24 protein-coding genes are annotated in these 25678 nt (G+C 72.3%); 12 read left to right on the top strand and 12 right to left on the bottom strand.

Annotation, left to right across the window (positions count from 1 at the left end):
- Positions 1-42 precede the first annotated feature (42 nt).
- A complete protein-coding gene (locus tag ACLII4_RS05055; protein ID WP_412069807.1) occupies positions 43-246 on the bottom strand; it encodes a zinc ribbon domain-containing protein in 204 nt (67 codons plus the stop codon).
- Positions 243-1400: a tRNA 2-thiouridine(34) synthase MnmA gene (mnmA, locus tag ACLII4_RS05050; protein ID WP_412069806.1), complete on the bottom strand. Its 1158-nt coding sequence runs from the start codon at positions 1398-1400 to the stop codon at positions 243-245. The genes ACLII4_RS05055 and mnmA overlap by 4 nt, the downstream gene beginning before the upstream one ends.
- Positions 1401-1628: 228 nt before the next feature.
- On the opposite strand from mnmA, the gene ACLII4_RS05045 reads away from it, so the two are divergent.
- The gene (locus tag ACLII4_RS05045) at positions 1629-2027 is read left to right on the top strand and encodes a Rid family detoxifying hydrolase (protein ID WP_412069805.1); all 399 of its coding nucleotides are present in this window, start codon (positions 1629-1631) and stop codon (positions 2025-2027) included.
- Positions 2028-2145: 118 nt separating this feature from the next.
- Complete coding sequence (locus ACLII4_RS05040; protein WP_412069804.1) at positions 2146-4110, top strand: heavy metal translocating P-type ATPase; 1965 nt, start codon at positions 2146-2148, stop codon at positions 4108-4110.
- An 86-nt stretch (positions 4111-4196) separates the two neighbouring features.
- Here the strand turns inward: ACLII4_RS05040 and ACLII4_RS05035 are convergent, their stop codons facing one another.
- The 7 genes from ACLII4_RS05035 to radA all read right to left on the bottom strand — a co-directional run bounded on the left by ACLII4_RS05035 (position 4197) and on the right by radA (position 11986).
- Complete coding sequence (locus ACLII4_RS05035; protein ID WP_412069803.1) at positions 4197-4712, bottom strand: adenine phosphoribosyltransferase; 516 nt, start codon at positions 4710-4712, stop codon at positions 4197-4199.
- 58 nt (positions 4713-4770) lie between these two features.
- Entirely contained in the window at positions 4771-6021 is a 1251-nt protein-coding gene (locus tag ACLII4_RS05030; RefSeq protein ID WP_412069802.1) for an N-acetylmuramoyl-L-alanine amidase family protein, read from the bottom strand.
- A gap of 315 nt (positions 6022-6336) precedes the next feature.
- On the bottom strand, positions 6337-7038 hold the full coding sequence (locus ACLII4_RS05025; RefSeq protein ID WP_412069801.1) for a hypothetical protein: 702 nt from the start codon (positions 7036-7038) through the stop codon (positions 6337-6339).
- Positions 7035-8570: a hypothetical protein gene (locus ACLII4_RS05020; RefSeq protein ID WP_412069800.1), complete on the bottom strand. Its 1536-nt coding sequence runs from the start codon at positions 8568-8570 to the stop codon at positions 7035-7037. The genes ACLII4_RS05025 and ACLII4_RS05020 overlap by 4 nt, the downstream gene beginning before the upstream one ends.
- 64 nt (positions 8571-8634) lie before the next feature.
- A complete protein-coding gene (locus ACLII4_RS05015; protein WP_412069799.1) occupies positions 8635-9279 on the bottom strand; it encodes an RNA polymerase sigma factor in 645 nt (214 codons plus the stop codon).
- Between the two features lie 2 nt (positions 9280-9281).
- Positions 9282-10127, bottom strand: a complete 846-nt coding sequence (locus tag ACLII4_RS05010; protein ID WP_412069798.1) for an O-methyltransferase — start codon at positions 10125-10127, stop codon at positions 9282-9284.
- Positions 10128-10582: 455 nt separating this feature from the next.
- Positions 10583-11986 (bottom strand): DNA repair protein RadA, encoded by a 1404-nt coding sequence (gene radA / locus ACLII4_RS05005; protein WP_412069797.1) that lies wholly within the window; start codon positions 11984-11986, stop codon positions 10583-10585.
- Positions 11987-12198: 212 nt separating this feature from the next.
- Between radA and ACLII4_RS05000 the strand changes: the two genes are divergently transcribed.
- The 8 genes from ACLII4_RS05000 (at position 12199) to ACLII4_RS04965 (ending at position 21256) form a co-directional block, all read left to right on the top strand.
- Positions 12199-12996 (top strand): MlaE family ABC transporter permease, encoded by a 798-nt coding sequence (locus ACLII4_RS05000; RefSeq protein WP_412069796.1) that lies wholly within the window; start codon positions 12199-12201, stop codon positions 12994-12996.
- 84 nt (positions 12997-13080) lie between these two features.
- Positions 13081-13836: an ABC transporter ATP-binding protein gene (locus ACLII4_RS04995; RefSeq protein ID WP_412069795.1), complete on the top strand. Its 756-nt coding sequence runs from the start codon at positions 13081-13083 to the stop codon at positions 13834-13836.
- A gap of 36 nt (positions 13837-13872) precedes the next feature.
- A complete protein-coding gene (locus ACLII4_RS04990; RefSeq protein WP_412069794.1) occupies positions 13873-14907 on the top strand; it encodes an MlaD family protein in 1035 nt (344 codons plus the stop codon).
- A 66-nt stretch (positions 14908-14973) separates the two neighbouring features.
- Positions 14974-16071, top strand: a complete 1098-nt coding sequence (locus ACLII4_RS04985) for a carboxypeptidase-like regulatory domain-containing protein (protein WP_412069793.1) — start codon at positions 14974-14976, stop codon at positions 16069-16071.
- Between the two features lie 91 nt (positions 16072-16162).
- A complete protein-coding gene (locus ACLII4_RS04980; protein ID WP_412069792.1) occupies positions 16163-18202 on the top strand; it encodes a prolyl oligopeptidase family serine peptidase in 2040 nt (679 codons plus the stop codon).
- A 95-nt stretch (positions 18203-18297) separates the two neighbouring features.
- The gene (locus ACLII4_RS04975) at positions 18298-18852 is read left to right on the top strand and encodes an HDIG domain-containing metalloprotein (RefSeq protein ID WP_412069791.1); all 555 of its coding nucleotides are present in this window, start codon (positions 18298-18300) and stop codon (positions 18850-18852) included.
- 24 nt (positions 18853-18876) lie between these two features.
- The gene (locus ACLII4_RS04970; protein WP_412069790.1) at positions 18877-20553 is read left to right on the top strand and encodes a DUF445 domain-containing protein; all 1677 of its coding nucleotides are present in this window, start codon (positions 18877-18879) and stop codon (positions 20551-20553) included.
- A 61-nt stretch (positions 20554-20614) separates the two neighbouring features.
- The gene (locus tag ACLII4_RS04965) at positions 20615-21256 is read left to right on the top strand and encodes a hypothetical protein (protein WP_412069789.1); all 642 of its coding nucleotides are present in this window, start codon (positions 20615-20617) and stop codon (positions 21254-21256) included.
- Between the two features lie 146 nt (positions 21257-21402).
- On the opposite strand, the gene ACLII4_RS04960 is transcribed toward ACLII4_RS04965, so the two are convergent.
- From ACLII4_RS04960 to dusB, 3 genes are all read right to left on the bottom strand, one after another.
- Positions 21403-22713 carry an amidohydrolase family protein gene (locus ACLII4_RS04960; RefSeq protein WP_412069788.1) on the bottom strand — a complete coding sequence of 437 codons (1311 nt, stop codon included), beginning with the start codon at positions 22711-22713 and terminating at the stop codon, positions 21403-21405.
- Between the two features lie 51 nt (positions 22714-22764).
- Positions 22765-23664, bottom strand: a complete 900-nt coding sequence (locus tag ACLII4_RS04955) for a DUF302 domain-containing protein (RefSeq protein WP_412069787.1) — start codon at positions 23662-23664, stop codon at positions 22765-22767.
- Positions 23665-23877: 213 nt separating this feature from the next.
- A complete protein-coding gene (gene dusB, locus ACLII4_RS04950) occupies positions 23878-24942 on the bottom strand; it encodes a tRNA dihydrouridine synthase DusB (protein WP_412069786.1) in 1065 nt (354 codons plus the stop codon).
- Between the two features lie 150 nt (positions 24943-25092).
- Here dusB and ACLII4_RS04945 point away from each other — a divergent pair, with 150 nt between their 5' ends.
- Together ACLII4_RS04945 and ACLII4_RS04940 are read left to right on the top strand one after the other, a co-directional pair.
- Entirely contained in the window at positions 25093-25335 is a 243-nt protein-coding gene (locus tag ACLII4_RS04945) for a hypothetical protein (RefSeq protein WP_412069785.1), read from the top strand.
- 58 nt (positions 25336-25393) lie between these two features.
- Positions 25394-25663 (top strand): PLD nuclease N-terminal domain-containing protein, encoded by a 270-nt coding sequence (locus ACLII4_RS04940; protein ID WP_412069784.1) that lies wholly within the window; start codon positions 25394-25396, stop codon positions 25661-25663.
- The last annotated feature ends 15 nt before the right edge of the window (positions 25664-25678 follow it).

Genomic DNA, 25678 nt, shown 5'->3' with positions numbered 1-25678 from the left:
CCGGCCCGTTCGTACGCCGAGGCGTCGGGCATCGGCGGCGTCCTACCCGAAAAAGCCCAGCAGCCACGCCAGCACGGGAAGCGCGAACAGCACCATCAGCCCGACGAACAGCCACGCGCTCGCGGTCATGCTCGCCTTGCGGACCGGGAACTCGTAGCCGCAGTACGGGCACGTGTCGAGGTCGTCGGCGACGGTGAACCCGCAGCTCGGGCACTCGCGCTCGCCGGGTCCGGGCTCGTCGATCACAGCGTCGGGAGGGAGATAAAGTCGGAGGACGCGGCGGCGTCGGGGACGGCGGGCGCGTGGGCGATCCAGCCGCCGGCGACCACGTCGTCGCCGTCGTAGAGCACGGCGGCCTGGCCCGGGGCGACGGCCGCGCGGGGCGTCTCGAAGACGGCCTCGAAGGCGTCTGGGCCGGTCTGCCGGGCGACGGCGCCCGCGCCGGGGTCGCGGTGGCGGATCTGGCCGTGCAGCGCCGCCTCGCCGTCGATGCCCGCCCACTTCCCCCACACCACGCCCTCGGCCGCCAGCGCCCGGGCCCCAAGCGCCGCACGCGGGCCCACGACTACGGTGTTGGTCTCGGGCTCGATGCGGACCACGTAGACCGGCTCGCCGAGCGCGATCCCCAACCGCCGCTGGCCGACCGTGTAGAATGGGTACCCGTCGTGCGTCCCCACCGTCTCGCCAGTCTCGACATGGACGAACGGCCCGCCCGCGAGCGCCGCCAGCGACGGCTCGCGGCGGCGCAGGAAGCCCCGGTAGTCGTCGTCCGGCACGAAGCAGATCTCGTACGAGTCCTTCTTTCCGGCGACGTGGCCCATGCCCATCTCGGCCGCCAGCCGCCGGATCTCGGTCTTCGCCAGCCCGCCGAGGGGGAAGAGCGTCCGCGCGAGGTGCTCTTGCGCGACGCCCCACAGCACGTACGACTGGTCCTTGCTGGCGTCGAGGCCCCGGCTCACGGTCCACCGGCCGTCGTGCTCGCGGACGCGGGCGTAGTGGCCCGTGGCGATGTGCTCGCAGCCGAGCGCGTCGGCGCGCTTCATGAGGGCGGCCCACTTGATGTGCGTGTTGCACAACACGCACGGGTTGGGCGTGCGCCCGGCGAGGTAGTCGCTCGCGAACCGGTCGATGACCCAGCCGCCGAACTCCTCGCGGATGTCGACGACGGTGTGGCTGGCGCCCAAGCGGACGGCGACCGCTCGCGCGTCGTTCATGTCGTCGAGCGAGCAGCACCCGGACTGCGTGCGCGAGACGCCCGAGCCGCCCAGCGAGGTCTCGTAGTCCCACGTCTTCATGGTCACGCCCACGACCTCGTAGCCCGCCTCGTGCAGGAGGCCGGCCGTGACCGAGGAGTCGACGCCGCCGCTCATGGCGACGAGCACGCGGCCGTTGCGGCTCATGGCGTGCGGGGGGAAATGGGGCCCGCCAAGCTAGGCCGCCTCGGTGAGGCCGCCGCGAGGGTCGGGTGGAGATTCGGGGTCTGGCTGACCACACGGCCGTCAGGATACACGGCGACAACGCTCTATGTAAGCGATGTGTAAAAACCTGTGCCACGGCGAGTTTCCCCCTTCTTCGCCCTCGTCCCCGGGCGCAGCCCGGATCTTGGCTCTCCCGGTCCCCCCACCCCTATGGTCCCGCAGACGCCCTCCCGCCGCGAGCGGATCAAGACGCCCGATGCCCCCGCCGCCATCGGCCCCTACTGCCAGGGTCTGCTCGTCGGAGGCACGCTCTACGTGTCGGGCCAGATCGCGCAGGACCCGAAGACGGGTGAGATGATCGAAGGCGACGTCCAGGACGAGACGGCCCAGGTGCTCGACAACATCGGCGCCGTCCTCCGCGCGGCCGACATGGACTTCGCGCACGTCGTTCAGGTGACGCTCTTCCTGCGCGACATGTCCGACTATGCGTACGTCAACGAGGTCTACGCCCGGTATTTCAGCGGGGCCACGCCCGCGCGCGAGGCGCTGGAGGTCGGCGAGTTGCCGCACGGGGCCTGCGTCGAGATCAGCTGCATCGCCGTCGGCTGACCGGCGTCTGGAGGGACAGGACGGGGACGTCCCCGCACGCCGAGTCGCCCTCGCCCCACGGGCCGGAGGGCACACCGAGCGGGCGCCTGGCGTAGAGTCGGTCTCACGTTGCGCCACCGTGCCTCCTCCGTCCGACTCCTCGGCCCTTTCCCTCACGGCGCCCTCCCGAGGGTCCGCCGAGCCCGCCCGTGCGCCGGACGACACGGCGGCGTGGAAGCGGGAGGCCGTCTTCGTCGGGCTGGCGCTGGTGGGGCTGATCGCCGGGGTCGTGGCCGAGTGGCAGGCGTGGCCGCTCGTCAGCGGGGTCGGGTATGCGGTCTCGTACGCCTTTGGTGGGTGGTTCGGCGTGCGCGCCGGGCTGGCGGCGCTGCGGCGGCGGACGGCCGACATCGACCTGCTGATGGTCCTCGCGGCGCTGGGCGCGCTGGCGATCGGGGCGCCCTTCGAGGGGGCGATGCTGCTGTTCCTGTTCTCGCTCTCGAACGTCTTGCAGAACGTCGCCATCGGGCGGAGCCGGAGCGCCATCGGCGCGCTGATGGCGCTCCGGCCCGACGAGGCCCGCGTCGAGCGCGACGGCGTCTGGGTCGAGGTCCCCGTCGAGGAGGTCGCCGTGGGCGACGCCGTGCGCGTGCTGCCGGGCGGCCGGATCCCGCTCGACGGCGTGGTCCTCAGCGGCCGCAGCGCCGTCGACCAGGCCTCGCTGACCGGCGAGAGCGTGCCGGTGACGAAGGCCGAGGGCGACGACGTGTTCGGCGGGACGACCGTCGGCGGCGGCGCGCTCGACGTGCGGGTCACGAAGACGGCCGAGGACAGCGCCATCGCCCGCGTGATCGCGATGGTGGAGGACGCGCAAGCCCAGAAGGCCGAGACGCAACGGCTCATCGACCGCTTCGAGCAGCCCTACGCGCTCGGCGTGATCGCGCTGACGGTGCTGGCGGTCGCCGTCCCGATCCTGGGCTGGGCCGAGCCCTTCCGCCCAGCGTTCTACCGCGCGATGACGCTGATGGTGGCTGCCAGCCCGTGCGCGCTCGTCATCTCGACGCCCGCCGCCGTGCTCAGCGCCATCGCCGCCGCCGCGCGGAGCGGCGTGCTCTTCAAGGGCGGCGTGACGGTCGAGGAGGCCGCGCGCGTCCGCGCGGTCGCCTTCGACAAGACGGGCACGCTGACGGCGGGCCAGACGCGCCTCACCGACGCCGTGTCGCTCGACGGCGACCCGGATCGCCTCGTGGCAATCGCCGCCGCCGTGCAGGCGTGGAGCGAGCACCACCTAGCGAGAGCGACCGTCCGCGAGGCGGCGACGCGCGAGCTCGAGGTCGCGGAGGCCGACGACTTCCGGGCGGTCGCCGGGCGCGGCGTGACCGGCACGGTCGGCGGCCAGACCGTCCGCGTCGGCAACCCGGGCTTTTTCCAGGACGGCGCCGTCGTCCGCTTGGACGCGGCGCTCGCAGAGGTGGAGCGGCTCCGCGCCCAGGCCCGGACGGCCGTGATCGTGACCGAGACCGGCGCCAGCGGCGAGCGGGCCGTCGGCGTGCTGGCGTTCGCCGACGTGCTCCGCCCGAGCGCGCGCGAGGTCGTCGCCCAGCTCCACGCGCTCGGCATCGAGCACGTCGCGATGCTGACCGGCGACACGGCCTCCGTCGGCCAGGCGATGGCGGAAGAGGCCGGCGTCGACGCGGTCTACGCGGACCTGCTGCCCGAAGACAAGGTGGCGCTCATCCGCAAGCTAGAGACGACGTGGGGCGCGGTCGCGATGGTCGGCGATGGCGTCAACGACGCGCCCGCGCTGGCGGCGGCGACGTTGGGGATCGCGATGGGCGGGGCCGGGACGGACGTGGCGCTGGAAACGGCCGACGTGGTGCTGATGGCCGACGACGTGGGCAAGATCCCCTACCTGCTACGTCTCAGCCGCCGTACGCGCCGAACGCTAGCGGTCAACCTCGCCATCTCGTTCGGGATGATTGCCGTGATGGTGCTGTCGATCCTGACGGTCGGTTTGCCCCTCCCGCTGGCAGTCGTCGGCCACGAGGGGAGCACGGTGCTGGTCAGCCTCAATGGCTTGCGCCTGCTCGGCGCGCGGGCGTAGTGGGAACGGGGAAAATGTTGGTGTCCAATTGTGGACGCCGCGCCACGTGCTCTGCCCTCTCCCCGTTCCCATTCGCAACGAGGTCCCTACACCACGATCGTAGCCTCGACGGGCACGTTGGGCAACCGCTTGCGGCCGTCCAGAAACGCGATCTCGACGGCGAACGAGAGCCCGGCGATGGTCGCCCCGGCGGCCTCGACGAGTCGGCACGCGGCGGCGGCCGTCCCGCCCGTCGCGATCACATCGTCGTGGACGAGCACGCGAGCGCCCGCCGGGAGGTCGGCGGCGTGCAGTTCGATGGCGTCTTGTCCATACTCGAGCGCGTAGCTCTCGCGCAGCGTGGCGCCGGGCAGCTTGCCGGGCTTGCGAGCGGGCAGGAAGCCCGCCCCGAGCCGGGCCGCCAGCGCCGCCCCGAACCAGTACCCGCGCGCTTCGATCCCGACGACGTGCGTGATGCCGGCCCGCTCCCAGGGCGCCGCCAGCGCCGTCAGCAGCTCCTCGAACAGGCCGGGGTCGGCCAGGATCGGCGTCAGGTCCTTGAACTGAATCCCGGGCGACGGGAAGTCGGGGACGGTGCGGAGGGCAGCGGCGAGATCGGACACGGGCGAGCGGGAGGAGTCGGGACGCGCAAGGTCGCTACGTCCCGTCCCCGCGCCGACGCTACTGGCTCGCCGCGCGCAGGCCGCGCTCGTAGGACTCCTTGTAGGCGCGGACGGCATTGAAGATGGCTCGGGCGGTCTGCTCCACGCCCTCGCGCGACGACAGCAAGCGCGCCTCGTCGGGGTTGGTGACGAACCCGACCTCCACCAAGACGGCCGGCATCGAGGCGGCCCAGAGCACCATGAAGTTGTCCTGCTTGACGCCACGGCTCCGGCGCCCGGCGCGGACGAACTCGCCCTCGATCAGCGTCGCGAGGTGCTGGCTCTCTTCCTGGTACGCGCTCATCGCGAGCGACCGCAGGATGTCGCCGCCGTCGGCGAAGTCGGCGTAGTAACTGGGGTCGCTCTCGAGTTCGATGACGGCGTTCTCACGTTGCATCACCTCGCTGGCGCGGGCCGAGCCGCGCGGGGCGAGGAAGAACGTCTCCGTCCCGTAGGCCGACGCCACGCCGGCATTCCCGTGGATCGAGATAAAGAGCTTTCCGCCCTCCTGGTTGGCGATCCGTCCCCGGTCCCGGACCTCGACGAATGTGTTGGTTTCGCGCGTGTAGACGACGTTGACGCCGAGTTCGCGCTGGATCATCGGGCCCAGCGCGCGGACGACGGCGAAGGCCACGTCGCGGTCCGTCGTCCCGATCCCGACGCCGCCTGCGTCGTGGCCGCCGTGGCCGGCGTCGAGGACGATGGTGTCGAGGCGCCAGTGCTCAGCGCCCGACGCCGAGATCGGACCCGGAGCGGCTGGCGGCGTGGGCGTCGGGGCCGGCCGGTCCACCGCCGGGACGGTGCGCCTCGGCGTCGGCGCCGGGCGTTCGGCCACGGGCTCGCCGGGCACGCCGCCGCCCCACTGCGCCCGTCGCGGCTGGGGGGCCGAGGAGAAGGACACCAGCAGGTCGTCGCTGTCGCGGTCGGGGTACGCGCGGACGCTCACGCCTTGGTCGACCTCGAACCGGACCGTCACGCGGTCCGCGTCGGCGCCCAGACGGTAGCCGCGGACGGGCCACACGGAGCTCGCCTGCGCGACGGCGGGCGCCAACTGGGCCCGGTACAGCACGAGCACGAGCGCGCCGTCCGACTGGTCGATGCTGTAGGCCCGGACGCGGCCCGACGTCTGGACGCGAGCCACCAACCCGTTGTCGCGCTGGTCGAACGAGACCCGTTCGACATCGACGCGGGCGCCGAGATCGAGAGGTACGTCGGCGGACGCGGGAGAGGCGACCGCCAGCAGGAGAACGGCGAGGGCGAAGCGGAGCATGGGCACGTGGGGGCAGGGGATGCGGACGCGCGCTCACTGGGCAGCGCCCACCATCCTTCTATGTCGTCCCAGCCGGGCCCCGGTGAAACAGCGGCGCTCAGCGGAACGCCTCCGTTCCCGTACAGGCTGCTGGAGCCGGGGGGAGCAGGCCAAACGTACGGAGCTGACCGGGTCCACCTCAAGTGATTTCCGAACTCACCTCACAAATCGTTCGGCGCCACCGACCAGTGTGGATAACTCCGTCCCAACACGACGCCGATTCCCGCAGACGGAGGCCTCCTCGGCGGGCAAGGTGGTCCGCCGCGCGCGGCCCGTCTACTCCTCGCCGACCAGCTCGCGCAAGCGGAGGTCCACGATGTCGTCGTGGTAGGCGCGGCGGGCGTCGAGAGCACGGCGGGCGTTGGCCAGGCGCTCCTCGGCCTCGGCGATCTCCTGGTCGCGGGTCTCGTGCTTGAAGGCGAGCAACTCGGAGAGGGCACCCCGGAGTTGAGCGCGGAGACGGGCGCGGTCGGCCCCCAGCGGCAGCGCCCGAACGCGGGCGGCGAGGTCGTTCACCTCGGCCTCGGCGGCCTGCTCGCGCTGCATCTGCTCGAAGAGCGGCCCATTCCGCGTCGCCACCTCGCGCATGTAGGCCGCCTCGACGATGGGCGTGACCGTCTCCGGCGCCATCTCGGAGAGCGCCTCCGGGTCGGCTGCCACCGCGTCGCCCAAGATGTAGACGCCCCGGTCAGGCCGCCGCGACTCGTCCATCGGCACCAGCCGCTCATCCTCCAGCACGTACGCCGTGCCGTCGATCTCGAGCACGGGCAGGATGGGGCCGCTGAATTCGAGCGGGGCCGTCATGAGACCACCGAGGTCCAACCCTTCAGGGACGGCGTCGGCGAGGTGACGGCCGTCGAGGTAGACATGGCCGTTCCGGACCTCGAAGACGTGGACCGTCTCCTCTGAAGCAACGGTCTGGGCGCCAGCGGCGATGGAAACGAGCGCCAGCGCAACGGCGGCGAGCAGTCGGGTCATCGGAGCGAGTCGGGGCGGATGCGGGCGCGGGCCGGGGCAAGGGCGGGAGCGCCGGCCCGGACGGACTGGAGGCCGAGCGCGCCGCCGCCGGTGGGGCCGGTCGGGACGCCGAAGGCCTCCGCAGGCGCATCGTCCCAAGCGAGGGCGTCGGCGGCGTCGATCTCCTGGAGCCGGAGCGACAAGGCGCGGACGTCGTCGGAGGCCTCCCACGACGGCACCGACCGGGCGTCGGCGGCACGCGGCGTGGCCGTGCGGGCGGACGGGGCGGGCACAGATGCGAAGGTGGCCGGCGTCGTCGTCGGCGGCGGTGCGGGAGCCGGGCGCGGCACGACGCGCTCGGCCACGGCGACCAAGCCGGAGGCGGCGCTGGCGGTGCCGGCCGAGGAACCCGACGGAGCCGGATCGGCGGCGACGGGCTCGGCGGCGTCGGCGACGGGCGGAGCCGGAGGGGCGTCCTCAAGTGCGGGGGCGGCTTCCGCGACGGCGGCCGTCAGCGACGGCTCCGCGTCGGGGCCGCCCTCCGGCAGAATCACCACGGCGACGAGCGCCGTGAGCACGAGCGCGGCGGCGCCGGCCCAAGCGCCGAAGCGGCCCTGAAGGAAGGCGGCAGGCACTCCGGGTTCGGCCGCCGCGGGCGCGAGCGGAGCGGACGCCGTACCAGAAACGGACTCGGCGCTAGCAGTCGCCGCCGCCAGCCGGACGGCGTCGAGCGACGCGGCGCCCGGACGCGATCGCGGGAGCCGGTCCAGCGCCGCCAGCGACTGGTCCAGCACGGCGGCCTCGACGGGCGACTCGGCTGTGAGGGCTTCGCCAGCAGGCTCGGCGGCACGGGCCAGCACGAGGGCCACGGCGTCGGCCGACGGGCGCGGCTGGGGGCGAGCGGCAAACGCGCTATCGAGAAGCTCGCGCGACTGGCCGATCAGGTCGGCCTCGACCGAGACGACGGCGGCTTCGCCGAGATAGACGCCGCGGACGGCCGCGAGCTCGTCGCTCTCAGGTTGCGCGGCGAACGCGAGCACGGCAGCGAGCGTGTCAGCCGCGGGCCGAGCGCGGGGCAGGTGGTCGAGCGCCGCCAGCGACTGGTCCAGCACGGCGGCCTCGACGGGCGACTCGGCTGTGAGGGCTTCGCCAGCAGGCTCGGCGGCGCGTGCCAGCACGGCCGCGACGGCGGCCGCGCTCGGCGACTGGCGGGCGGTGAGGGCGGGCGCGAGCACCGCGAACACCTCGACGGCGGCCACGCCCTCGGGCTCAGGGCGCGAGCGCGGGAGTCGGTCCAGCGCCGCCAGCGACTGGTCGATGACGGCGGCCTCGGTCGCCGTGCGCGCCTCCAGCGGCGGGCTCGTCAGCAGGGTCGCCTCGGCCGCTCGCGCTCGCACCGCCGACAGGGCGTCCTCGCTTGGAGCGTGTGCCGGGCCCGTCGCCAGCAGGTCTCGCATCCCGTTGAGGAGGGTCGCCTCCACGCCCGGCGGCGCCCCCTCGGGGGCGGGCTCCACGCCATAGGCGTGGCGGATCGGGAGGAGGGCGTCGGGCATGGGTGGCGGGGCGGGCCTAGCGAACGGGGCGATGGGCGAACTCGTGTGTGGAGGGTCGGCGGAGCTAGGCGGAGGCCGGGTCTTTCGGTTTCGGCGCGCCCGGCACGTCGGCCGTCACGCCCTCGAACCACTCGGGGTCGAGAATCTTGCGCAAGTTGATGAGCGCGTAGCGCATCCGCCCGAGCGCCGTGTTGATCGAGACGCCGGTCAGCTCGGCGATCTCGCGGAACGTCAGCTCCGACTGGTGCCGCATCAGGACAACCTCACGCTGCTCCGGGGGGAGTTGGTCGATGGCCGCCTCGACCTCTTGCCAGAGGTCCGCCCGGTTCAGCAACGATCCGGCGTCGGGTGCCTCATCCGGCAGGCGGTCCCAGAACGAGGTCCCCTCGTCCTCATTGCTGAACTTGTCGACGTCGGTGAACTTCTTCTTCGCGCGGAGCCAGTCGAGCGCCGCGTTCCTCGCGATCCGCATGGTCCACGCGAGCCAGCGGCCCTGGCTCTCGTACGAGCCCCGGCGCCGGTGCATGGCCTGGATGGCGCGGAAGAGCGTCTCCTGGAAGAGGTCGTTGGCCACGTCGCGGTCGCGGACCATCCCGACGAGGTAGCCGAAGATCCGCTCCTGGTGGCGCGAGAGGAGTTGGGAGAACGCGCGTTGGTCCCCCTCGTCGAGGTAGGCCGTGACGAGTTCGGCGTCGGTGGGAGGAGGCATGGTCAGCCGGCGGCGGCGGGGGGCGGGGCGGGGGCGGTCTCACGCGCGGCGGCCGTCGGGGCTCCCCCCGATACCCACAGCCCGTACTTGCCAGCGTAGAACGACGAGCCGGATCCCTGAATGGATTCCCACGCCTGCCGAACCGGCCGGCCGGGCTCGACGTCGTCCAAGATCACCACAGCGCCGGGCGCGAGGTGGGGGCGGATCGTGTCGAGGTAGGCGAGGGCCGCCTCCGCCTCGTGGTGGCCGTCGACGAAGACGAGGTCCCAGCGCTCGCTGGCGGCCACCCCGGGCAGCGTCTCTGCGAACGGGCCCACGACCACGCGAACGCGGCCCCCGTCGTCGACGCTGTGCCCCAGGCGGGCCAGCGCGCCCGCCGCGCGGGCGGCGAGCGCGGGCGCGCCCTCCAGCGTCACCAGCCGCCCTTCCGGTCCGCCGTCGGTTTCGTTGAGCGCCAGCGCCGCCGCGAGGTGCGCAGCCCCGACGCCCAGGTTGGTGCCCAGCTCCAGCACACGCGCCGGGCGGAGCCCCCGCGCCAACCCGAACAGGAAGCGCCCCCATGCGGGGCCCGTCGCCGCACGGCGGTAGATGTCGGAGACCGCCCGCTCGGGTGGCTTCCCGCCCTTCGTCCCGGCGCCGTAGTCGACCACCTCCACGGTCTCGGCCGACCGCCGGAGCCGCAGGCGGAGCGCGTCGATGGCCGCCTCGGCCGGGCGCTCCTCCTTGGAGAGGTGCAGTCGGGCCGCTCGCGCCAGCCCCTCCCCCGCCCGTGCGGGCAGTGGGGACTGGAACGCGCGGGCCACCGCGAGGGCGGCGCGCAACGACAGGACGGAGACGGCGTGGGGCACGGGCAGAGGGAGGACGCCCCGCAAGGTACCGGAGCGCCACGTCCCCGGGGATCGTGGAGGGACTGTGTAGGGAATGCCCCTGACCTGATTTGGTCACGGAACGGCCGGACAGACGGGCGGTAGTCTCGGCCCGCCCTTCCCGTGGCCCCCCTCTCTCGCGTCATCGGTGGCCCAGGCGCTCGCGCCTCCCCTCTCGCCACCGCCGCCCGACTCGGCCCCCGAGACCCGGACCGCCTCACGCGGCCGGGTCTTTTTTTGGTTTTAGTGCCGCCGCTAACCGCTCACTCAGAGTCATCCCGAACGCATGTGAGGGATCTCAGCACAACCCTCGAGTCCATCCTTCCGTTGTCGCGAACGAGAGGGTCTCGCTGAGATCCCTCGCGCCGCTCGGGATGACGTGTTCGGGGGGGCGGCGTGATATCGAACAGCTTGGCGCCGTGGCGCGCCCGCTGGCGCTAGGCCACCAGCGCCAGCGCCTCCGCCAGCTTGCGGACGGGCAAGATCTCGAGCCCGTCGGGCACCTTCAGACCCTTCGTGTTCGCCTTCGGGATGAGCGCCCGCTCAAAGCCGAGTTGGCGGATCTCCGCCAGCCGCGCCTCAATCCGGCTCACCGCCCGGACCTCGCCGCCCAGGCCGAGCTCTCCGACCGCGACGGTCCCCGAGTCGAGCGGCACATCGCGGAGCGACGACGCCGCCGCGAGCGCCACGCCCAGGTCGACCGCCGGCTCCTCCAGCCGGACACCGCCGGCCACGTTCAGAAAGACGTCCGCTTGCGAGAACCGCAGGCCCTCGCGCTTTTCCAAGACCGCCAGCAGCAGTTGCAGCCGCTTGGCGTCGAAGCCCGTCGTCGTCCGCTGCGGCGTCCCGTAGCTCGACGACGTGACGAGGGCCTGGACCTCGACCAAGAGCGGGCGCGTCCCCTCCATCGCGCAGACGACCGACGAGCCCGAAGTGCCGAACTGGCGCTCGCTCAGGAAAAGGGCGCTCGGGTTGCCGATCTCCTTGAGCCCGCCCTCGCGCATCTCGAACACGCCCAGCTCGTTCGCCGCGCCGAACCGGTTCTTGACCGCGCGCAGGATGCGGTACGCGTGGTGCCGGTCGCCCTCGAAGTGGAGGACGGTGTCGACCATGTGCTCCAAGACGCGCGGGCCTGCGATCGAGCCCTGCTTGGTGACGTGGCCGATCAGGAACGTCGTCGTCGGCAGCGTCTTCGTCACGTCGAGGAGCGCCGCCGTGGACTCCCTCACCTGGGCGACCGAACCGGGCGCACTCGTCAGATCTGGGCGGTAGACCGTCTGGATCGAGTCGACGACCATAAAGTCCGGCTGCAGGTCGTAGGCCGCGGCCAGGATCGCCTCGACGTTCGTCTCGGGGAAGAGGAACAGGCCATCCGGGTCGATGCCCATGCGGCGGGCGCGGAGCTTGACCTGCTGGGCGCTCTCCTCGCCGGTGACGTAGAGCAGCGTGCTGCCGTCGAGCCCGCGCCCTAGCTCCGTCATCAGCGTGGACTTGCCGATGCCGGGGTCGCCCGCCACCAGGATCAGGCTCCCGACCATCGCCCCGCCGCCCAAGACGCGGTCGAACTCGCCCAGCCCCGTCGGCAGGCGGTGCCGCTCGGAGACGGTCACGTCGCGCAGGCGCTGGGGCCGAGCGCTGCCATACGCGCCCGCCATCCGGGGCGCGCTCCCCGAAGCGGCCTTGGCCCCGAGCCCGCTCCGCATCACGGGCGCCTTGACCGTGCTCGGCACGGCCTCTTCGACGAGCGTGTTCCACTCGCGGCACCCACTGCACTGACCCGCCCAACGGGGGGTGGTGTGGCCGCAGTCCTGGCAGACGTACTGGGTTTTCGCTTTGGCCATGGGGAAGATGAGGTGCGGGGTACCCGGGTCGGAGTACGGATGAGGAGAGGGCGGTCGCCGGCGGGACCGTTCGCGATGCGGTACCCCGTACCATGTACCGAGGTGGGCCGTGGAGAAACGGCGACGGGGGACCGGGCGCGAGCCGCCGTCGTTGGGCGCCCGTAGGTTCGCCGCGTAAGGTCGCGTCGCCGACTGCCACCCGTCCGTCACCCATGGAAGTCCAACACCCTGTCCGCGCCACGCTCGCGACCCTGCTGGAGGTGCCGAGGGGCCTGCTCGCGGGCTTCGGGGCGTACTGGGTGCTGCTGGCGCGGGCCTTCAACCTGCCACGCGACCTGCGCCCGTCGCTCTACGCCCGCAACCTGGCGACCCAGATGGTCCAGGTCGGCATCGACTCGATCCCGATCGTGGCGCTGGCGACGGCGTTCTCGGGCGGCGTGGTCGTGGTGCAGGCGATCTACCAGCTCGAGAACCCGCTGCTGCCCGTCTCGATTGTGGGCACGTTCGCCGAGCAGTCGATCCTGCTGGAGCTGGGCACGCTCGTGACGGCGTTCGTGCTGTGCGGGCGCGTCGGCGCGCGGATCGCGGCCGAGATCGGGACGATGCGCGTCAAGGAGCAGATCGACGCGCTGGAGGCGATGGGGCTCAACAGCCGGAGCTACCTCGTGGTGCCGCGCGTGCTGGCGGGGATCCTGATGTTCCCCGTCCTCTACGTCGTCGCGGCCACGGTCGGGATGAGCGTCGGGTCCGTCGTCGCCGAGGCGTCGGGCGTGCTGACGACGCAGACGTTCTGGGAGGGCGCGCGCCTGTTCTTCCGGCCCTACGACGTGTTCTTCGGGCTCGTGAAGTCGCTCGTCTTCGGGTTCGTCATCACCTCCATCGCCTGCTACACCGGCTACCAGGCCGGCGGCGGCGCCGAGGGCGTCGGCCGGGCGACCACGCGCGCCGCCGTGCTCGGCTGCGTCTGGGTCCTGTTCGCCGACTACATCTGCGCCGCGATCCTCCTGTGACGTTGAACGTGCGGGGTTGAACGCGGAAGGTTCGCCCCGTTCCGACCCCGCGTTTCACGCCCTCACGTTCCACCTTCAACCGATTTGATCCAGATCCGCGATCTCTCCAAGGCCTTCGACGGCGTCCCTGTGCTGCGGGACGTCGACCTCGACGTGCCCGACGGAGAGGTCACGTGCATCATCGGGCGGAGCGGCTCGGGCAAGAGCGTCCTGATGCGCCATGTGATCGGGCTGCTCAAACCCGACACCGGCCGCGTCGTCGTCGACGGCGCCCCGCTCGACGAGCTGACGTACTCGGAGCTCCGCCAGGTCCGCCGCAAGTTCGGCGTGCTCTTCCAGGGCGGCGCCCTGTTCGACTCGATGTCGGCGCGCGAGAACGTCGAGTTCCCCCTGCGCACGTTCACCGAGCTGACGCCCGCCGAGGTGACCGCCCGCGCGAGCGAATGTCTGGAGCTCGTCGAGCTGCCCGACGCCGGCCCCAAGAAGCCCGCCGAGCTCTCGGGCGGCCAGCAAAAGCGCGTCGCCCTCGCCCGCGCGATCGCCATCGAGCCCAAGTACATCCTGTACGACGAGCCGACCTCGGGCCTCGACCCGGAGACCTCGAACACGATCGACGAGCTCATCCAGCGGCTCGGCTCGACGATGGGCACGACGAGCATCGTCGTGACGCACGACATGCACTCGGTCCTGTCGATCGCCGACCGCGTCGCCTTCGTCCACGAGGGCACGATCCGCTGGACCGGGACCGTCTCGGACCTCCACCACGCCACCGACCCGGCGCTCGTCGCCTTCGTCCGCGCCAACGAGTACAAGATCGGCGTTCCGTCGCAGACCGCGTAGCGCGTCGCCCGCGCGACGCCCCCCCACGCTCCCCCCATGACCAACGAACTCAAGGTCGGCCTGGCCGTGCTGCTCTCGGCCGCCTTCATCTTTTTCGGCGTCCGGTTCCTGTCCGGGCAGCCGCTCTTCGGGGCGGGCTACACCGTCGTCGTCGTGTTCGAGGACGCGCAGGGGCTGGCGCCGGGCGCGCTCGTGCGGCTCAACGGCGTCCGCGTCGGCGACGTCCGCGACGTGCGCCTAGGCACCGACGCGCGGCGCGTGTTCGTCGACCTCTCCATCGACGGCGACGTCGAGATCCCGCGCGGGTCGACGGTGCAGACCTCGGGGATCAGCGCGCTCGGCGAGGTCAACATCGAGATCACGCCGCCCCAGGGCGCCAGCGCGGGCAACCCACTTGCGCCCGGCGACACCCTCATCGCGTCGACCACGCCCGACATCTTCGACCTGATCGCGGGCGAGTCCAACTCGCTGACGGCCCGGGCCGACACGGCGCTCATCGGCGCCGTCAACACGTTCACGACGCTCGACCGCATCCTGCAGAACTCGGGCGGCGACATCGAGAGCCTGCTGGCGCAGCTCCGCTTCCTGTCGCAGGCCAGCGTCAAGCTGGTGACCGAGGAGCAGGGCCGGATCGACCGGACGCTGGCGTCGCTGGAAGGCGCCGCCGCGAATGCCGGCGGCGTCGCGGACCGCGTCGGCCGCAACGTGGAAGACCTCTCCGTCATCGTCGGCAACGACGTCGTCGCCACCTCGGGGACGGTCCGCCTGCTGGCGGAGACGAACGCGGACTCGGTCACGGCGGCCGTTAACAACCTGTCGTCGGCGCTGCGCCGGGCCGACCAGCAGCTCGTCCAGCTGACGGCGCTCACCGAGACGCTGACCTCGCTGACGGCCGGGCTCGACTCGACGCTCAACTCGCCGAACGGGACGGTCGGTCTGCTCCTCCGCGACCCGTCGCTGTACTACAACCTGAACGCGACGGCGACCTCGATCCAGCAGATCTTGCAAGACCTACAAGCGGACCCGGGCCGCTACCTCGGCGAGCTCGACGGCGTCGTCAAGGTGTTTTAGCGGAGCGACGGCCCACGTACCTTCGCGCCCCTTTCTGCTCGCAGTCCACCCCGCCGCTTCGTGCCGATGACGTTTCATGGATCCGGCTGGGCCCTCGTGCTCTTCGTGGCCCTCGCAGCGAGCACACCCCCGACCGCCGCTGCCCAGACCGTCCGGGTTGAGGGGCGGGTGGTGGACGCGGAGACGGACGCGCCCCTCCCGGGCGTCAACGTCTTCGTCTCTGGCACGACGCGCGGCGACGCCACAGACCGCGATGGCGCCTACGCGTTCGAGATCGAGGGGGCGGGCCCGTTCGCGGTCTCGGCCTCGATCTTGGGATACGAGACGGCGCATGCCACGGTCGCAGGGGGAGCGGAGGACGCCGAGACCGTTGCGTTCCGACTGGCCCCCGCCGCGCTAGGGCTCGGAGCGGTCGAGGTCGTCACCGAGGCCGACGAGGACTGGCTCCGCGCCGTGGACGTGTTCGAGCGCGTCTTCTTGGGTGCGACGCCCAACGCCCAGCGAACCACGATCGTCGACCCGGAGCGGATCGACGCGGCGCTGACGGTCACCCACGGGCTCCGGGCCACAGCGGCGAGCTCGTTCACGGTCCGCAACGACGCACTCGGGTTCGACCTCGCCGTCTTCGACTTTGCGCTCGTGGCCGACGGGTCGGGGACGGCCTGGGACGGCACGCTGTTCTTCCAAGACCTCTGCGCCCCGGCGTGCGCGCCCAAGGTGGAGGCCGCCCGGGAGGCCGCGTACCGGGGCTCCCGGCGGCACTTTGCACGCGCCCTGCTCGCGGGGACGTTGGAGGCCGAGGGGTTCGTCGCCCGCCGCGTGCGCGAGCCCGGCGCAGGCGAGAGCGTGATGGGATTCGTCCGCCGCAAGCTGTTCCGCCGCCCGGACGACGCTCGGGTCGGGCCGGACGACGTGGTCTCGGACGGCGACGGCGGGCGGGTCGAGATCGGCGGGGCGATCCGGGTCGAGTACCACGGCGAACGCGACGGCCGGCCGGACGGCGGCGACACACAGGTCTCGTGGCTCGCGGCCGACGACGGCGTGCTCCGGCTCCGGCCCGACGGCCGCTTCGCGGACCCGGCCGCCGTTCAGCACTTTGGATACTGGGACTGGGAGCGGGTCGCCGACCTCCTGCCCCTCGACTACGTGCCACGACGGGATTGACGCGCCCGTCTCGGCGCCGAGGTGGGAGGAGTTGGCGTGCAGGGGACGGGGAGGCCGCGTAATCTTGCGAGACCCCACCTCCGCTCGCGTGATGCGCCTCGTTCTCGCCCTCCTCGTCGTCGCCACCGCCGCCCACGCCCAGAGCCCGCCGCCGCTCGGGCTGATGGACGTGTTCGAACTCGAGTACGCCTCCGACCCGCAGATCTCGCCCGACGGCGCGACGGTCGTCTACCGCCGCAACCGGCTCGACGTCCAGACCGACCGTGTGCGCGGCGACCTGTGGAGGGTGAACACGGACGGGACCGGCCACCAGCCGCTCGTGACGGGCGTCGACGCCAGCAGCCCGCAGTGGTCGCCGGACGGGACGCGGCTGGCGTATGTGGCGAAGGACGAGGACGAAGACCGGCGGCACCTGATGGTCCGCTACCTCGCGACGGGTGTGACGGTGCCGGTCGCCCGGCTGGCGTCGGCGCCCGGCGGCGTCGCGTGGTCGCCGGACGGCCGGCACCTCGCGTTCACGCGGTTCGTCGAGGGAGAGGACACGCCCCTAGCGACGCTCCCCGGCCCGCCGGAGGGCGCCACCTGGGCCGATGCGCCCGTCGAGGTCGAGCGCGTGGGCTGGCGGAACGACGGGTCGGGCTACGTGAAACCCGGCAACCGCCAGCTGTTCGTGGTCCCCGCCGAGGGCGGCACCCCGCGCGCGGTCACCGAGGGCCCGTACGACATCGACGGGGCGCCGGGGTGGACGCCCGACGGCACGGCGCTCGTCGTCTCGTCGGACCGCCGCGACGGCGCGGAGCTCGACCCGGGCGACTCGGAGCTGTGGCGCGTGGACCTCGCCAGCGGCCGGATGACGGCGCTGACAAACCGCCGTGGCGCCGACCGCAGCCCGACCGTCGGGCCCGACGGCTCGATCGCGTACCTCGGCTCCGACGACCGCCGCCTCGGCTACCAGCTCACCAACCTCTACGTCCGCGACGGGGAGGCCACCGACCGGCTCCTGCCTGGGCTCGACCGCGACCTCCAGGACCCGACGTGGACGGCCGACAGCGACCTCGTCGTCGCCTACGACGACGGCGGCACGACGCGGCTGGCAGTGGCGACCGACGGGGGGGACCTGCGCGTGATCGCCTCGGATGTGGGCGGGCAGTCGATCGGGCGGCCGTACGGCGGCGGCTCGTTCTCCGTCGGCGGCGGGCGCGCGGCGTTCACGCTCACCTCGGGTGCGCACCCGGCGGACGTGGCCGTGGTCTCGCTCGACGGCGGCGCGGTCCGGCGGCTGACGACCCTCAACGCGGATCTGTTCGCACAGCGGACGTTGGGCGCTGTCGAGGAGATCACCTTCGCGTCGTCGGCCGACGGCCGCGAGATCGAGGGCTGGGTCGTGACGCCGCCCGGCTTCGACCCGTCTCGCCAGTACCCGCTGATCCTGGAGATCCACGGCGGCCCGTTCGCCAACTACGGCCCGCGCTTCGCGATGGAAGTCCAGCTGATGGCCGCCGCGGGCTACGTGGTCTTGTACACGAACCCCCGCGGCTCGACGAGCTACGGCGAGGACTTCGGCAACCTGATCCACCACGCGTACCCGAGCCAGGACTACGACGACCTGATGAGCGGCGTCGACGCCGTCGTCGCGCGCGGCTACGTGGACCCGGACCGGCTCTACGTCACCGGCGGCTCGGGCGGCGGCGTGCTGACGGCCTGGATCGTCGGCCACACCGACCGGTTCGCGGCGGCCGTCGTCGCCAAGCCGGTCATCAACTGGACGAGCTGGGTCGGGACGGCGGACTCGTACGTGTTCGGCGCCAAGTACTGGTTCGACAAGCTCCCCTGGGAGGACCCCGAGGGCTACTGGGCCCGGTCGCCGCTGGCGTACGTCGGGAACGTGACGACGCCGACGATGCTGCTGACCGGCGAGGACGATACGCGGACGCCGATGTCGGAGTCGGAGCAGTTCTACCAAGCGCTCCAGTTGGAGGGCGTCCCGACGGCGCTGGTCCGCGTCCCGGGTGCCAGCCACGGTATCGCCTCGCGGCCGTCGGGCCTGATGCGCAAGGTGGGCTACATCCTGGCCTGGTTCGAGCGCTACGGCGGGCCGGGGCTCGCGGCGCGAGCGGGGGATGGGGGATGAGGAACGGGGCACGGGCAGAGCGGGCCGTGCTCAGCCTCTCCCCTTCCTTCCCGACGCCGCCCGCATTTCTGCCCATTCCCCTTTCCCCGTTCCCCATGCCCTCGTATTCCGACGCCCTCGCCCTTTTCCACGAGTGGACGACGGGCGACAGCCTGCGACGCCACGGCGTTGCCGTGGAAGCGGCGATGGCCGAGGTGGCCCGGCAGCGTGGCGCGGACGTGGAGCGCTGGCGCATCGCGGGGCTCTTGCACGACCTCGACTACGAGCGCTACCCGGAGGCCGACCGCCACCCCCACATCGGGGTCGAGGAGTTGGAGCGGCTGGGGTACGACCAAGAGATCCGGACGGCCATCCTAGGGCACGTCCCCCGCGTGGGGGTCGCCCGCGAGACGGACATGGCGAAGGCGCTGTTCGCGGTCGACGAACTGGCGGGCTTCGTGACGGCCGTCGCCCACGTGCGGCCCGGGGGGATGGAGGGGATGACGCCTCGCTCGGTCAAGAAGAAGCTCAAGGACAAGCGGTTCGCCGCGGCCGTCAGCCGCGACGACATCCGCCAGGGCGCGGAGGAGTTGGGCGTGGAGCTGGACGATCTCATCCAGATCGTGATCGACGGGATGGCCCGTGAAGCCTCGCGCCTTGGTCTGGCGTAGGAGCCCCCGCCCCCTCCCGCACCGATGCCCGACGACCGCCCCTCCGGCCCCCGCCGCTACGTCCCCGTCCCGGGCCTCCCCGACCTCGACACGCTCGCCGACGACGACGCGCCCGACCCGTTTGCCCTCCCCGACCCGCCCCCGCTGCCGGAGCCGGAGACCACGGACGACGGACTGAAGATCACCGGCCGGGCGACGGCGCCTCCTCTCCCCCGGGGAGAGGGCCAGGGTGAGGGGTCGCCGACTGCTGGCGGACGGCCCGAACCGGACAGCGACTCCGGGCCGTCCGCCAGCACTACCGACCTATCGGACGGCACTACCGACCCGTCCGTCGACACCACGGGCCTGGCCGACTCGGCGACGCCCCCTCCCGACGACGCGCCCGCCACCGACCCTGAGGCCCCGCGCGCGCCGGTACCGGCCCCGCCCGCCGAGCCCGGCGAGGCCCCGTCCCGACGCCCCGACCCGCCCGCCCGCCCCTCGCCGTCGCCACCGACGACGCCGCAAGAGCCTGGCGACGCGCTCCCGGAGCGGGTCGTCGACCCGGTGGCCAGGCCCGTCGTGCCGTCGCCGATCGTGGAGACGGCCAAGAGCGTGACGAAGGACAGGGGCCGCGAGCTGGTGCAGCTCGTCGTGCGCTACGGGAAGGACCACCTGCCCGAGGAGGCGCCGCGCGAGGCCGTCCCCGACACCGGGCCGCCTCGGATGGTGGGCCGCGTGGGGCAGCTGATCCCGTTCCTGCGCGTGATCCCGTACGGGCTGGCCGTGCTGTTCGTCGCCAGCTTCTGGTGGGACTTCCCGGGGATGAGCGTCCGCGTGCTCGGGCAGGAGCTGGCGGTGGACGGACTGATGCGCGTGCTGACCGTCAGCGGGCTGATCGGGTTCGGGACGAACTGGCTGGCGATCACGATGCTGTTCCAGCCGCGCCAGAAGCGGGCCATCATCCCGCAGGGCCTGATCCCGGCCCAGCGCGAGCGCGTGATCTACCGGCTGTCGGAGGCGATCTCGCGCGAGCTCATCAACGCCGACATCATCAAGCAGCGGATCCAGGAGTCGGGCGTGATCGGGCGGTACCGCGACTTGGCGCTCGGCGTGGTGCGCGGCGTCGTCGAGGACCCGTCGTTCCGAACCGACCTCAAGCGGCTGGCGCAGGACTACGCACAGGAGGTGCTCGGGTCCGAGCCCGTCCGCCGCGAAGTCGCGCGGCTGGCGGTCGAGAAGGTGGAGCAGCAGGCGGGCGGCGGGATCGGCGGGGTCGCGCTGCGGCTCTACCGGACGTTCGCCGAGGACGACTTCCAACGCCGCGTCGACCGCGCGCTGGACGAACTGCCAGACGCCGTGGCGCCCTTGCTCGACCGGATCGACCACGCGCTCGACGCGGTCCCGGCGAAGGTGGAGGCGCGCGCCGATGAGATCGAGGAGGCGGCGACCACGGCCGTCTTGTCGTTCGTGGAAGGGTTCGACGTGCGGACGATGATCTCGGAGCGCGCGCGGCAGTTCGACGAGGGCCAGCTCGAAGGGCTCCTCAAGTCGACCTCGAACGAGCAGCTCAACTACATCAAGTACCTCGGCGCGATTCTCGGCGTCGTCGGCGGGTTCGTGATCTGGCAACCGATCGGCGCGCTGGCGGTGCTCGCGAGCCTGTCGCTGCTGCTGTGGGGCGTCGACGAGGCCTTGGTGCGGGCGCGAAAAACTGAGTGATCGCGGGGTGGCCGGGGAGGGCGCGCGCTCTACACTGTGGGCCTCTCTTCCTCTCGTCCCGATGCGCATTCTCGCCTCTACCCTGCTGCTGGCCCTCGGGCTGACCACCGCCGCCAGCGCCCAGCACATCCATCGGCACGCCGACGACACCGTCGCCTCGCGCTGGATGCGCGTCACGCCGACGCACCCGGCCGACCAACTCCGCACGGTCGCGGCCATCGACCGCCGGCTCGCAACGCTCGACTACGAGATCGCCGAGTTGGACCGCGACATCGCGGGCGTCCGCGAAACGTTCCGCTATCTCAACCTCCCCGACACCGACCGGGCCGCATACCGCGCCCGCGCCCGGGCGTTCGACGCCGACCGGCGGCGGTTCCAGATCGAGTCCGGCCGCGTGCAGGCGATGTACGACGACTTGATCCGCTACCGCAGCGGCCCGCGCGCGCGCCGCGCCTACGCCGACGCGGTCGCCGGACTGCGCCGCCAGGCCGACCGGCTAGAGGCCGACGCGGCGTCGCTCTGGGACTGGAACGACGCGCTGGCGGAACGGAGCGGCGAGCACCAGGCGGTCGCGAGCGCGACGGCGCGCCACGGGCAAATGCTGAGCCAGCGCCGCTCGGACCTGCGCCACGAGCGGGCCGTGCTCGGCTTGCGACGCGCCCGGCTGATCGCGCGAGCACAAGACGCGCGGCGGCGGTCATAGCGTATTGCGCCAGTGCCGAGATGCAGGGACACACCGGCGGTGTGTCCCTGCCGACTGCCGAGGCCACCCGCAAGCAGGAGCCCGCGACTCACCCGGCTACCCGTCGGGGCGTATCGCACTACGCCCCGACCGATCGACTAGACTGGCTATTCCGCCCGCGCGGGGTGGGGCACGAACGCGCCGTCGCGCTTAACGACGCGGCCGTCCTTCATCACGAACGCCACGTCGAGCATCGCGCTCGCGTCGGACAGCGGGTCGCCCATCACGGCCACCAGGTCGGCAGTGTGGCCGGGCCGGAGCGCGCCGAGCTGGTCGCTCCGGCCCAGCAGGTCGGCGGCGTTGACCGTCGCGAAGCGGAGCGCCTCCATGAACGGGACGCCGACCTCCTCCATGTAAACGAACTCGCGCGCGTTGCGGCCGTGGCGGAAGACGCCCGCGTCCGTCCCGAAGGCGATGGGCACGCCGGCGGCATAGGCGCGGCGGAAGGTGTCCTGAATAAGCGGCCCGATCGTCAGCGACTTCTGGGTCACGACGGGTGTGTAGTAGCCCTCGATCCGGGCCGAGTCGGCGACCGACTTGCCGGCGGTGATCGTCGGGACGAGGTACGTGCCACGCTCGCGCATCAGCGCCATCGTGGCGTCGGACATGTAGGTGCCGTGCTCGATGGACGAGACACCCGCGCGGACGGCCATCGCCATGCCGGCGTCGCCGTGGGCGTGCGACGCGACGGTCAGCCCGCGCGCATTCGCGGTCTCGATGATGGCCCGCATCTCGGCCTCGGTAAAGTGGGCGCCCGTGCCGTCGCCCTGGAGCGACAGCACGCCGCCGGTCGCGGTGAACTTGATCAGGTCCGAGCCGCGCTTGATCGCCAGCCGGACGGCCAGCTGCGCCGACTCGACGCCGTTGACGACGCCTGTGGTCTCATCCGGGACGCCGACGAGGTCCTCGCGGTACGAGTTGGTGGCGTCGGCGTGGCCGCCCATGATGGACAGGCTCTTGCCGGCGACGAACATCCGGGGGCCCTCGATGTCGCCCCGATTGATGGCGTCCCGGAGCGCGTAGTCGGCGCCCTCGCCGCCGCCCACGTCGCGGACGGTCGTGAAGCCGGCCATCAGCGTGGACCGGGCGAACTGGACGGCCTGGAGCACGCGGTCGGCGGCGTCGAGCCGGAACCCGTCGATGTAGCCGTCCTTGCGGCTCTCGCTCGTCAGGTGCGTGTGGCTGTCGATGAGGCCGGGCATGCAGGTCGCCGCGCGCAGGTCGACGACGGTCTGGCCGGCGGTCGGGGCGCGGAAGCCCTCGGCGACTTCGGCGACGCGGCCGTCGGCGACGACGACGGTGCGCTGTTGCATCGGCTCGGCGGACGTCGCCGGGTCGAGGAGCGTGCCGCAGTGGACGAGCGTCTGGGCGGCGACGGGGGCCGCAAGCAGGGCGGCGAGGAGGAGAACGAGGCGCATCACGACAGGGGCGGGTGGGGCCCGGAGTCTAGCCGCGCTCGCCGGCCCGCGCTACTCCGTCGCCGCCGTCGCGAGCGCGTCGAGCGCACCGCGGATGGTGGCCACCTCGGCAGGCGTCCCCAGCCCGTGGCGGCTCGCGAGGTAGCCCGGGTCGTTGTACGCCACGACGGAGCCCCCGCTGGCGGACGGGTAGACGAGCATCTTTTGCGGGAGGTCGATCCCGACCGTCTGCCCCGTCCGCATCAGCGGCGTCCCGAGTGCCGGGTTGCCGAAGACGACGAGCCGGATCGGCGGGAGCGTCATCCCGACCGACGCCGCATTCGCCTGGTGGTCCAGCTCAGCGACGATGGTCAGGTTCGGGTTGCCGTCGATGGCGGCTCGCAAGCGGGCGTAGACCGTCGCCACGTCGTCGTCGCTGGCGACGGAGACGACGCCTTGATCGCGGACGACACCGACGGCCGAGGTCGGGGCGATCACCGCGTCGTCGCCTGCGGCGGTGAGGGCGAACCTCGCCAGCGCCCCGTCGATCTGGGACAGCGTGGCGACGGACTCAAGGCCGTGGCGGCGGGCGAGGTAGTCGGTGGTGTTGTAGCCGACCACGGTCCGGCCCTCGGCGTCTTCGTAGACCAGCAGGTTCTGGGGCAGGTCGAGGCCTGCTTGCGGGTTGGCCTGCATCAGCGGCGTGCCCAGCGCCGGGTTGCCGAACAGGACGACGCGCGTCGGGCGCAAGCTGAGCTCGGCCATCGCGGCATTCGCGGCGTGGTCCACCTGGGCGACGATGCCGACCGGCTCCGCAGCGTCGAGGGCGGCGATCAGACGAGCGAAGGACGTGGCCACGTCGGCGTCGCTCTCGGCGACCGCCAGGCCGGGGACGGTGGGGAGGGCGACTTCCTCAGTAGTGGAGCAGCCGGTGGCCACCAGGGCGAGGGCGAGGAGGAGGCGGATGGGCATCGGAGAGGGGGCAATCGGAAGGGGTCTCTCGAACCAGCCCGCCGCCCCGGTGGTCCGTGGCGCCCGCGAGCGGGGGATCTCCCGACCGGCGAGCGGCTCTCCCCATCACGCGTGAGGGGGAGAGCCGCTCGCCCCTGAGCGAAACGACGGGCGAGAAACGGGGGGAGCCGATTCGAGTGCTGCGCCGCCCCTGTCCACTTCCCCCAAGGCAGGCTACGCCGCGCGCTCGGGCAGCCGGGCCGGGCGGGGCAGGCGCGCCGCGATCGCGGCCGGCTTGGCGATGGCTCGCGCCACCGGCACCGACGTCTCCTCGTCCTCCGGCCGCCAGTTGTGGAGCAGCTCCAGCACGCCGGCCGTGTCGCTGTGCTCCATGAGCCGCATCCGGAGCTGGCTGGCGCCGCGGTGGCCCTTGAAGTAGCCGCCGTACATCCGGCGCATCTCGAGCACGCCCTTGCGCTCGCCGAGCCACGCCGCCTTCAGCGTCAGGTGCTCGGCCACGACGGCCACGCGCTCCTCCCACGACGGCGGGTCGGGCGTCTCGCCGACCTCGAGGAAGGCCTTGGTGTCGCGGAAGATCCACGGGTTACCGATGGCCGCGCGCCCGATCATCACGGCGTCGACGCCGGTCTGGTCGAACATGTCACGGACGCGCTCGGGCGACGACGCGTCGCCGTTGCCGATGAGCGGGATGTCGCGCAGGGCGGCCTTGATCTTGGGGAACCACTCCCAGCGCGCCTCGGCGCGGTACATCTGGGCGCGCGTCCGAGCGTGGACCGCGAGCGCCGCGATGCCGGTCTCCTCCAGCATCCGGGCGACCTCCTCGATGCGGATCGAGCTGTCGTCCCAGCCGAGTCGCGTCTTGACGGTCACGGGCCGGGTCGACGCCTCGATGACGGCGGCCGTGATGGCCTCCATCTTGTCGAGGTTGCGCAGGATGCCCGCCCCGCCGTCCTTGCAGACGACCTTTTTGACCGGGCACCCGAAGTTGATGTCGATGAGGTCCGGGTTCTGGGCGTCCGCGATCGCCGCCGCCTCGCGCACCTGGTCGATCTCGCCGCCGAAGATCTGGATGCCGACCGGCCGCTCCTCCTCGTAGAACTCGAGCTTCTGCACCGAGCCCTTCGCGCCGTGGACGAGCCCGCCCGACGAGATAAACTCGGTGTACAGCAGGTCCGCCCCGTACCGCTTGCAGAGCAGGCGGAACGGCGGATCCGACACGTCCTCCATCGGGGCGAGGAGGAGCGGACGCGGGCCGAGGTCGAGGTGGGCGATGTGCATGGGACGGAAACCTACCGTGTCGCCGCCAGCGGGTTCTCGGAGGGTATGCGAGTTTTCGGGGCAGCCCCGGCCCGATAGTTGTTTCCCCCGATGGCCCGTGCAACTCGCGATCTTGCCCCGCCGTAGGGCGCCCGATCCCCCCCTGACACCATGAGCCTCATCCTCGCTGCCACCCTGGCCGCCACGCTTGCGGGCCTCGCCAAGACGCTCCTCCTCACGCTCCTCGCCGTTCTGAACGGCGTGCTGGCGCTGCTGGCGGCGCTGGCAACTTGGAAGACGTACCTCGCGCTCGGCACCAAGCTGCTGCTGATCCTCCTGTTCTGCGTGCCGGTCGTCGGCCTGCTGGTGTTCCTCTTCTGGGGCCAGCGCGTCGTCCGCGACAACCAGAAGTAGCGCTGCCCGCGCCCTCTCTCCCCGCTGGCGACGCCGCCAGCCGCCCTCCCCCCGAGCCATGACCCGCTTCCGACTCCTCCCCGCCCTCGCCCTCGGCGCCCTCGTCGTCGCCATCTCCGGCTGCGGGGGCGACAACGCCCTCTCGCTCGTCTCGGGCGGCTGGCCCGGGGTCTGCGGCCTGATCCACGTCGTCTTCGTCGTGCTGGCCTTCGTGAAGCTGGCGAACAGCTCGGCCGACACCGGCTCCAAGATTCTGTGGGGCGCGGTGATCTTCTTCTTCCCCGTGATCGGCCTGATCGCGTGGTGGCTCTGGGGTCCGAAGAGCTAGCCCCTCCGCCTCGGC

It is taken from the genome of Rubrivirga aquatilis, assembly GCF_046845665.1.
Taxonomy (GTDB): domain Bacteria; phylum Bacteroidota; class Rhodothermia; order Rhodothermales; family Rubricoccaceae; genus Rubrivirga.
Note: the sequence above shows the minus strand (reverse complement) of the source record. Positions and strands in the feature narration are given on the sequence as shown.

Coding starts and splice junctions, on each gene's coding strand:
- mnmA (WP_412069806.1), bottom strand. CDS start 1,400: ATGAGCCGCAACGGCCGCGTGCTCGTCGCCATGAGCGGCGGCGTCGAC.
- ACLII4_RS05045 (WP_412069805.1), top strand. CDS start 1,629: ATGGTCCCGCAGACGCCCTCCCGCCGCGAGCGGATCAAGACGCCCGAT.
- ACLII4_RS05030 (WP_412069802.1), bottom strand. CDS start 6,021: ATGCTCCGCTTCGCCCTCGCCGTTCTCCTGCTGGCGGTCGCCTCTCCC.
- ACLII4_RS05025 (WP_412069801.1), bottom strand. CDS start 7,038: ATGACCCGACTGCTCGCCGCCGTTGCGCTGGCGCTCGTTTCCATCGCC.
- ACLII4_RS05020 (WP_412069800.1), bottom strand. CDS start 8,570: ATGCCCGACGCCCTCCTCCCGATCCGCCACGCCTATGGCGTGGAGCCC.
- ACLII4_RS05015 (WP_412069799.1), bottom strand. CDS start 9,279: ATGCCTCCTCCCACCGACGCCGAACTCGTCACGGCCTACCTCGACGAG.
- radA (WP_412069797.1), bottom strand. CDS start 11,986: ATGGCCAAAGCGAAAACCCAGTACGTCTGCCAGGACTGCGGCCACACC.
- ACLII4_RS05000 (WP_412069796.1), top strand. CDS start 12,199: ATGGAAGTCCAACACCCTGTCCGCGCCACGCTCGCGACCCTGCTGGAG.
- ACLII4_RS04990 (WP_412069794.1), top strand. CDS start 13,873: ATGACCAACGAACTCAAGGTCGGCCTGGCCGTGCTGCTCTCGGCCGCC.
- ACLII4_RS04985 (WP_412069793.1), top strand. CDS start 14,974: ATGACGTTTCATGGATCCGGCTGGGCCCTCGTGCTCTTCGTGGCCCTC.
- ACLII4_RS04980 (WP_412069792.1), top strand. CDS start 16,163: ATGCGCCTCGTTCTCGCCCTCCTCGTCGTCGCCACCGCCGCCCACGCC.
- ACLII4_RS04975 (WP_412069791.1), top strand. CDS start 18,298: ATGCCCTCGTATTCCGACGCCCTCGCCCTTTTCCACGAGTGGACGACG.
- ACLII4_RS04970 (WP_412069790.1), top strand. CDS start 18,877: ATGCCCGACGACCGCCCCTCCGGCCCCCGCCGCTACGTCCCCGTCCCG.
- ACLII4_RS04965 (WP_412069789.1), top strand. CDS start 20,615: ATGCGCATTCTCGCCTCTACCCTGCTGCTGGCCCTCGGGCTGACCACC.
- ACLII4_RS04960 (WP_412069788.1), bottom strand. CDS start 22,713: ATGCGCCTCGTTCTCCTCCTCGCCGCCCTGCTTGCGGCCCCCGTCGCC.
- ACLII4_RS04955 (WP_412069787.1), bottom strand. CDS start 23,664: ATGCCCATCCGCCTCCTCCTCGCCCTCGCCCTGGTGGCCACCGGCTGC.
- dusB (WP_412069786.1), bottom strand. CDS start 24,942: ATGCACATCGCCCACCTCGACCTCGGCCCGCGTCCGCTCCTCCTCGCC.
- ACLII4_RS04945 (WP_412069785.1), top strand. CDS start 25,093: ATGAGCCTCATCCTCGCTGCCACCCTGGCCGCCACGCTTGCGGGCCTC.
- ACLII4_RS04940 (WP_412069784.1), top strand. CDS start 25,394: ATGACCCGCTTCCGACTCCTCCCCGCCCTCGCCCTCGGCGCCCTCGTC.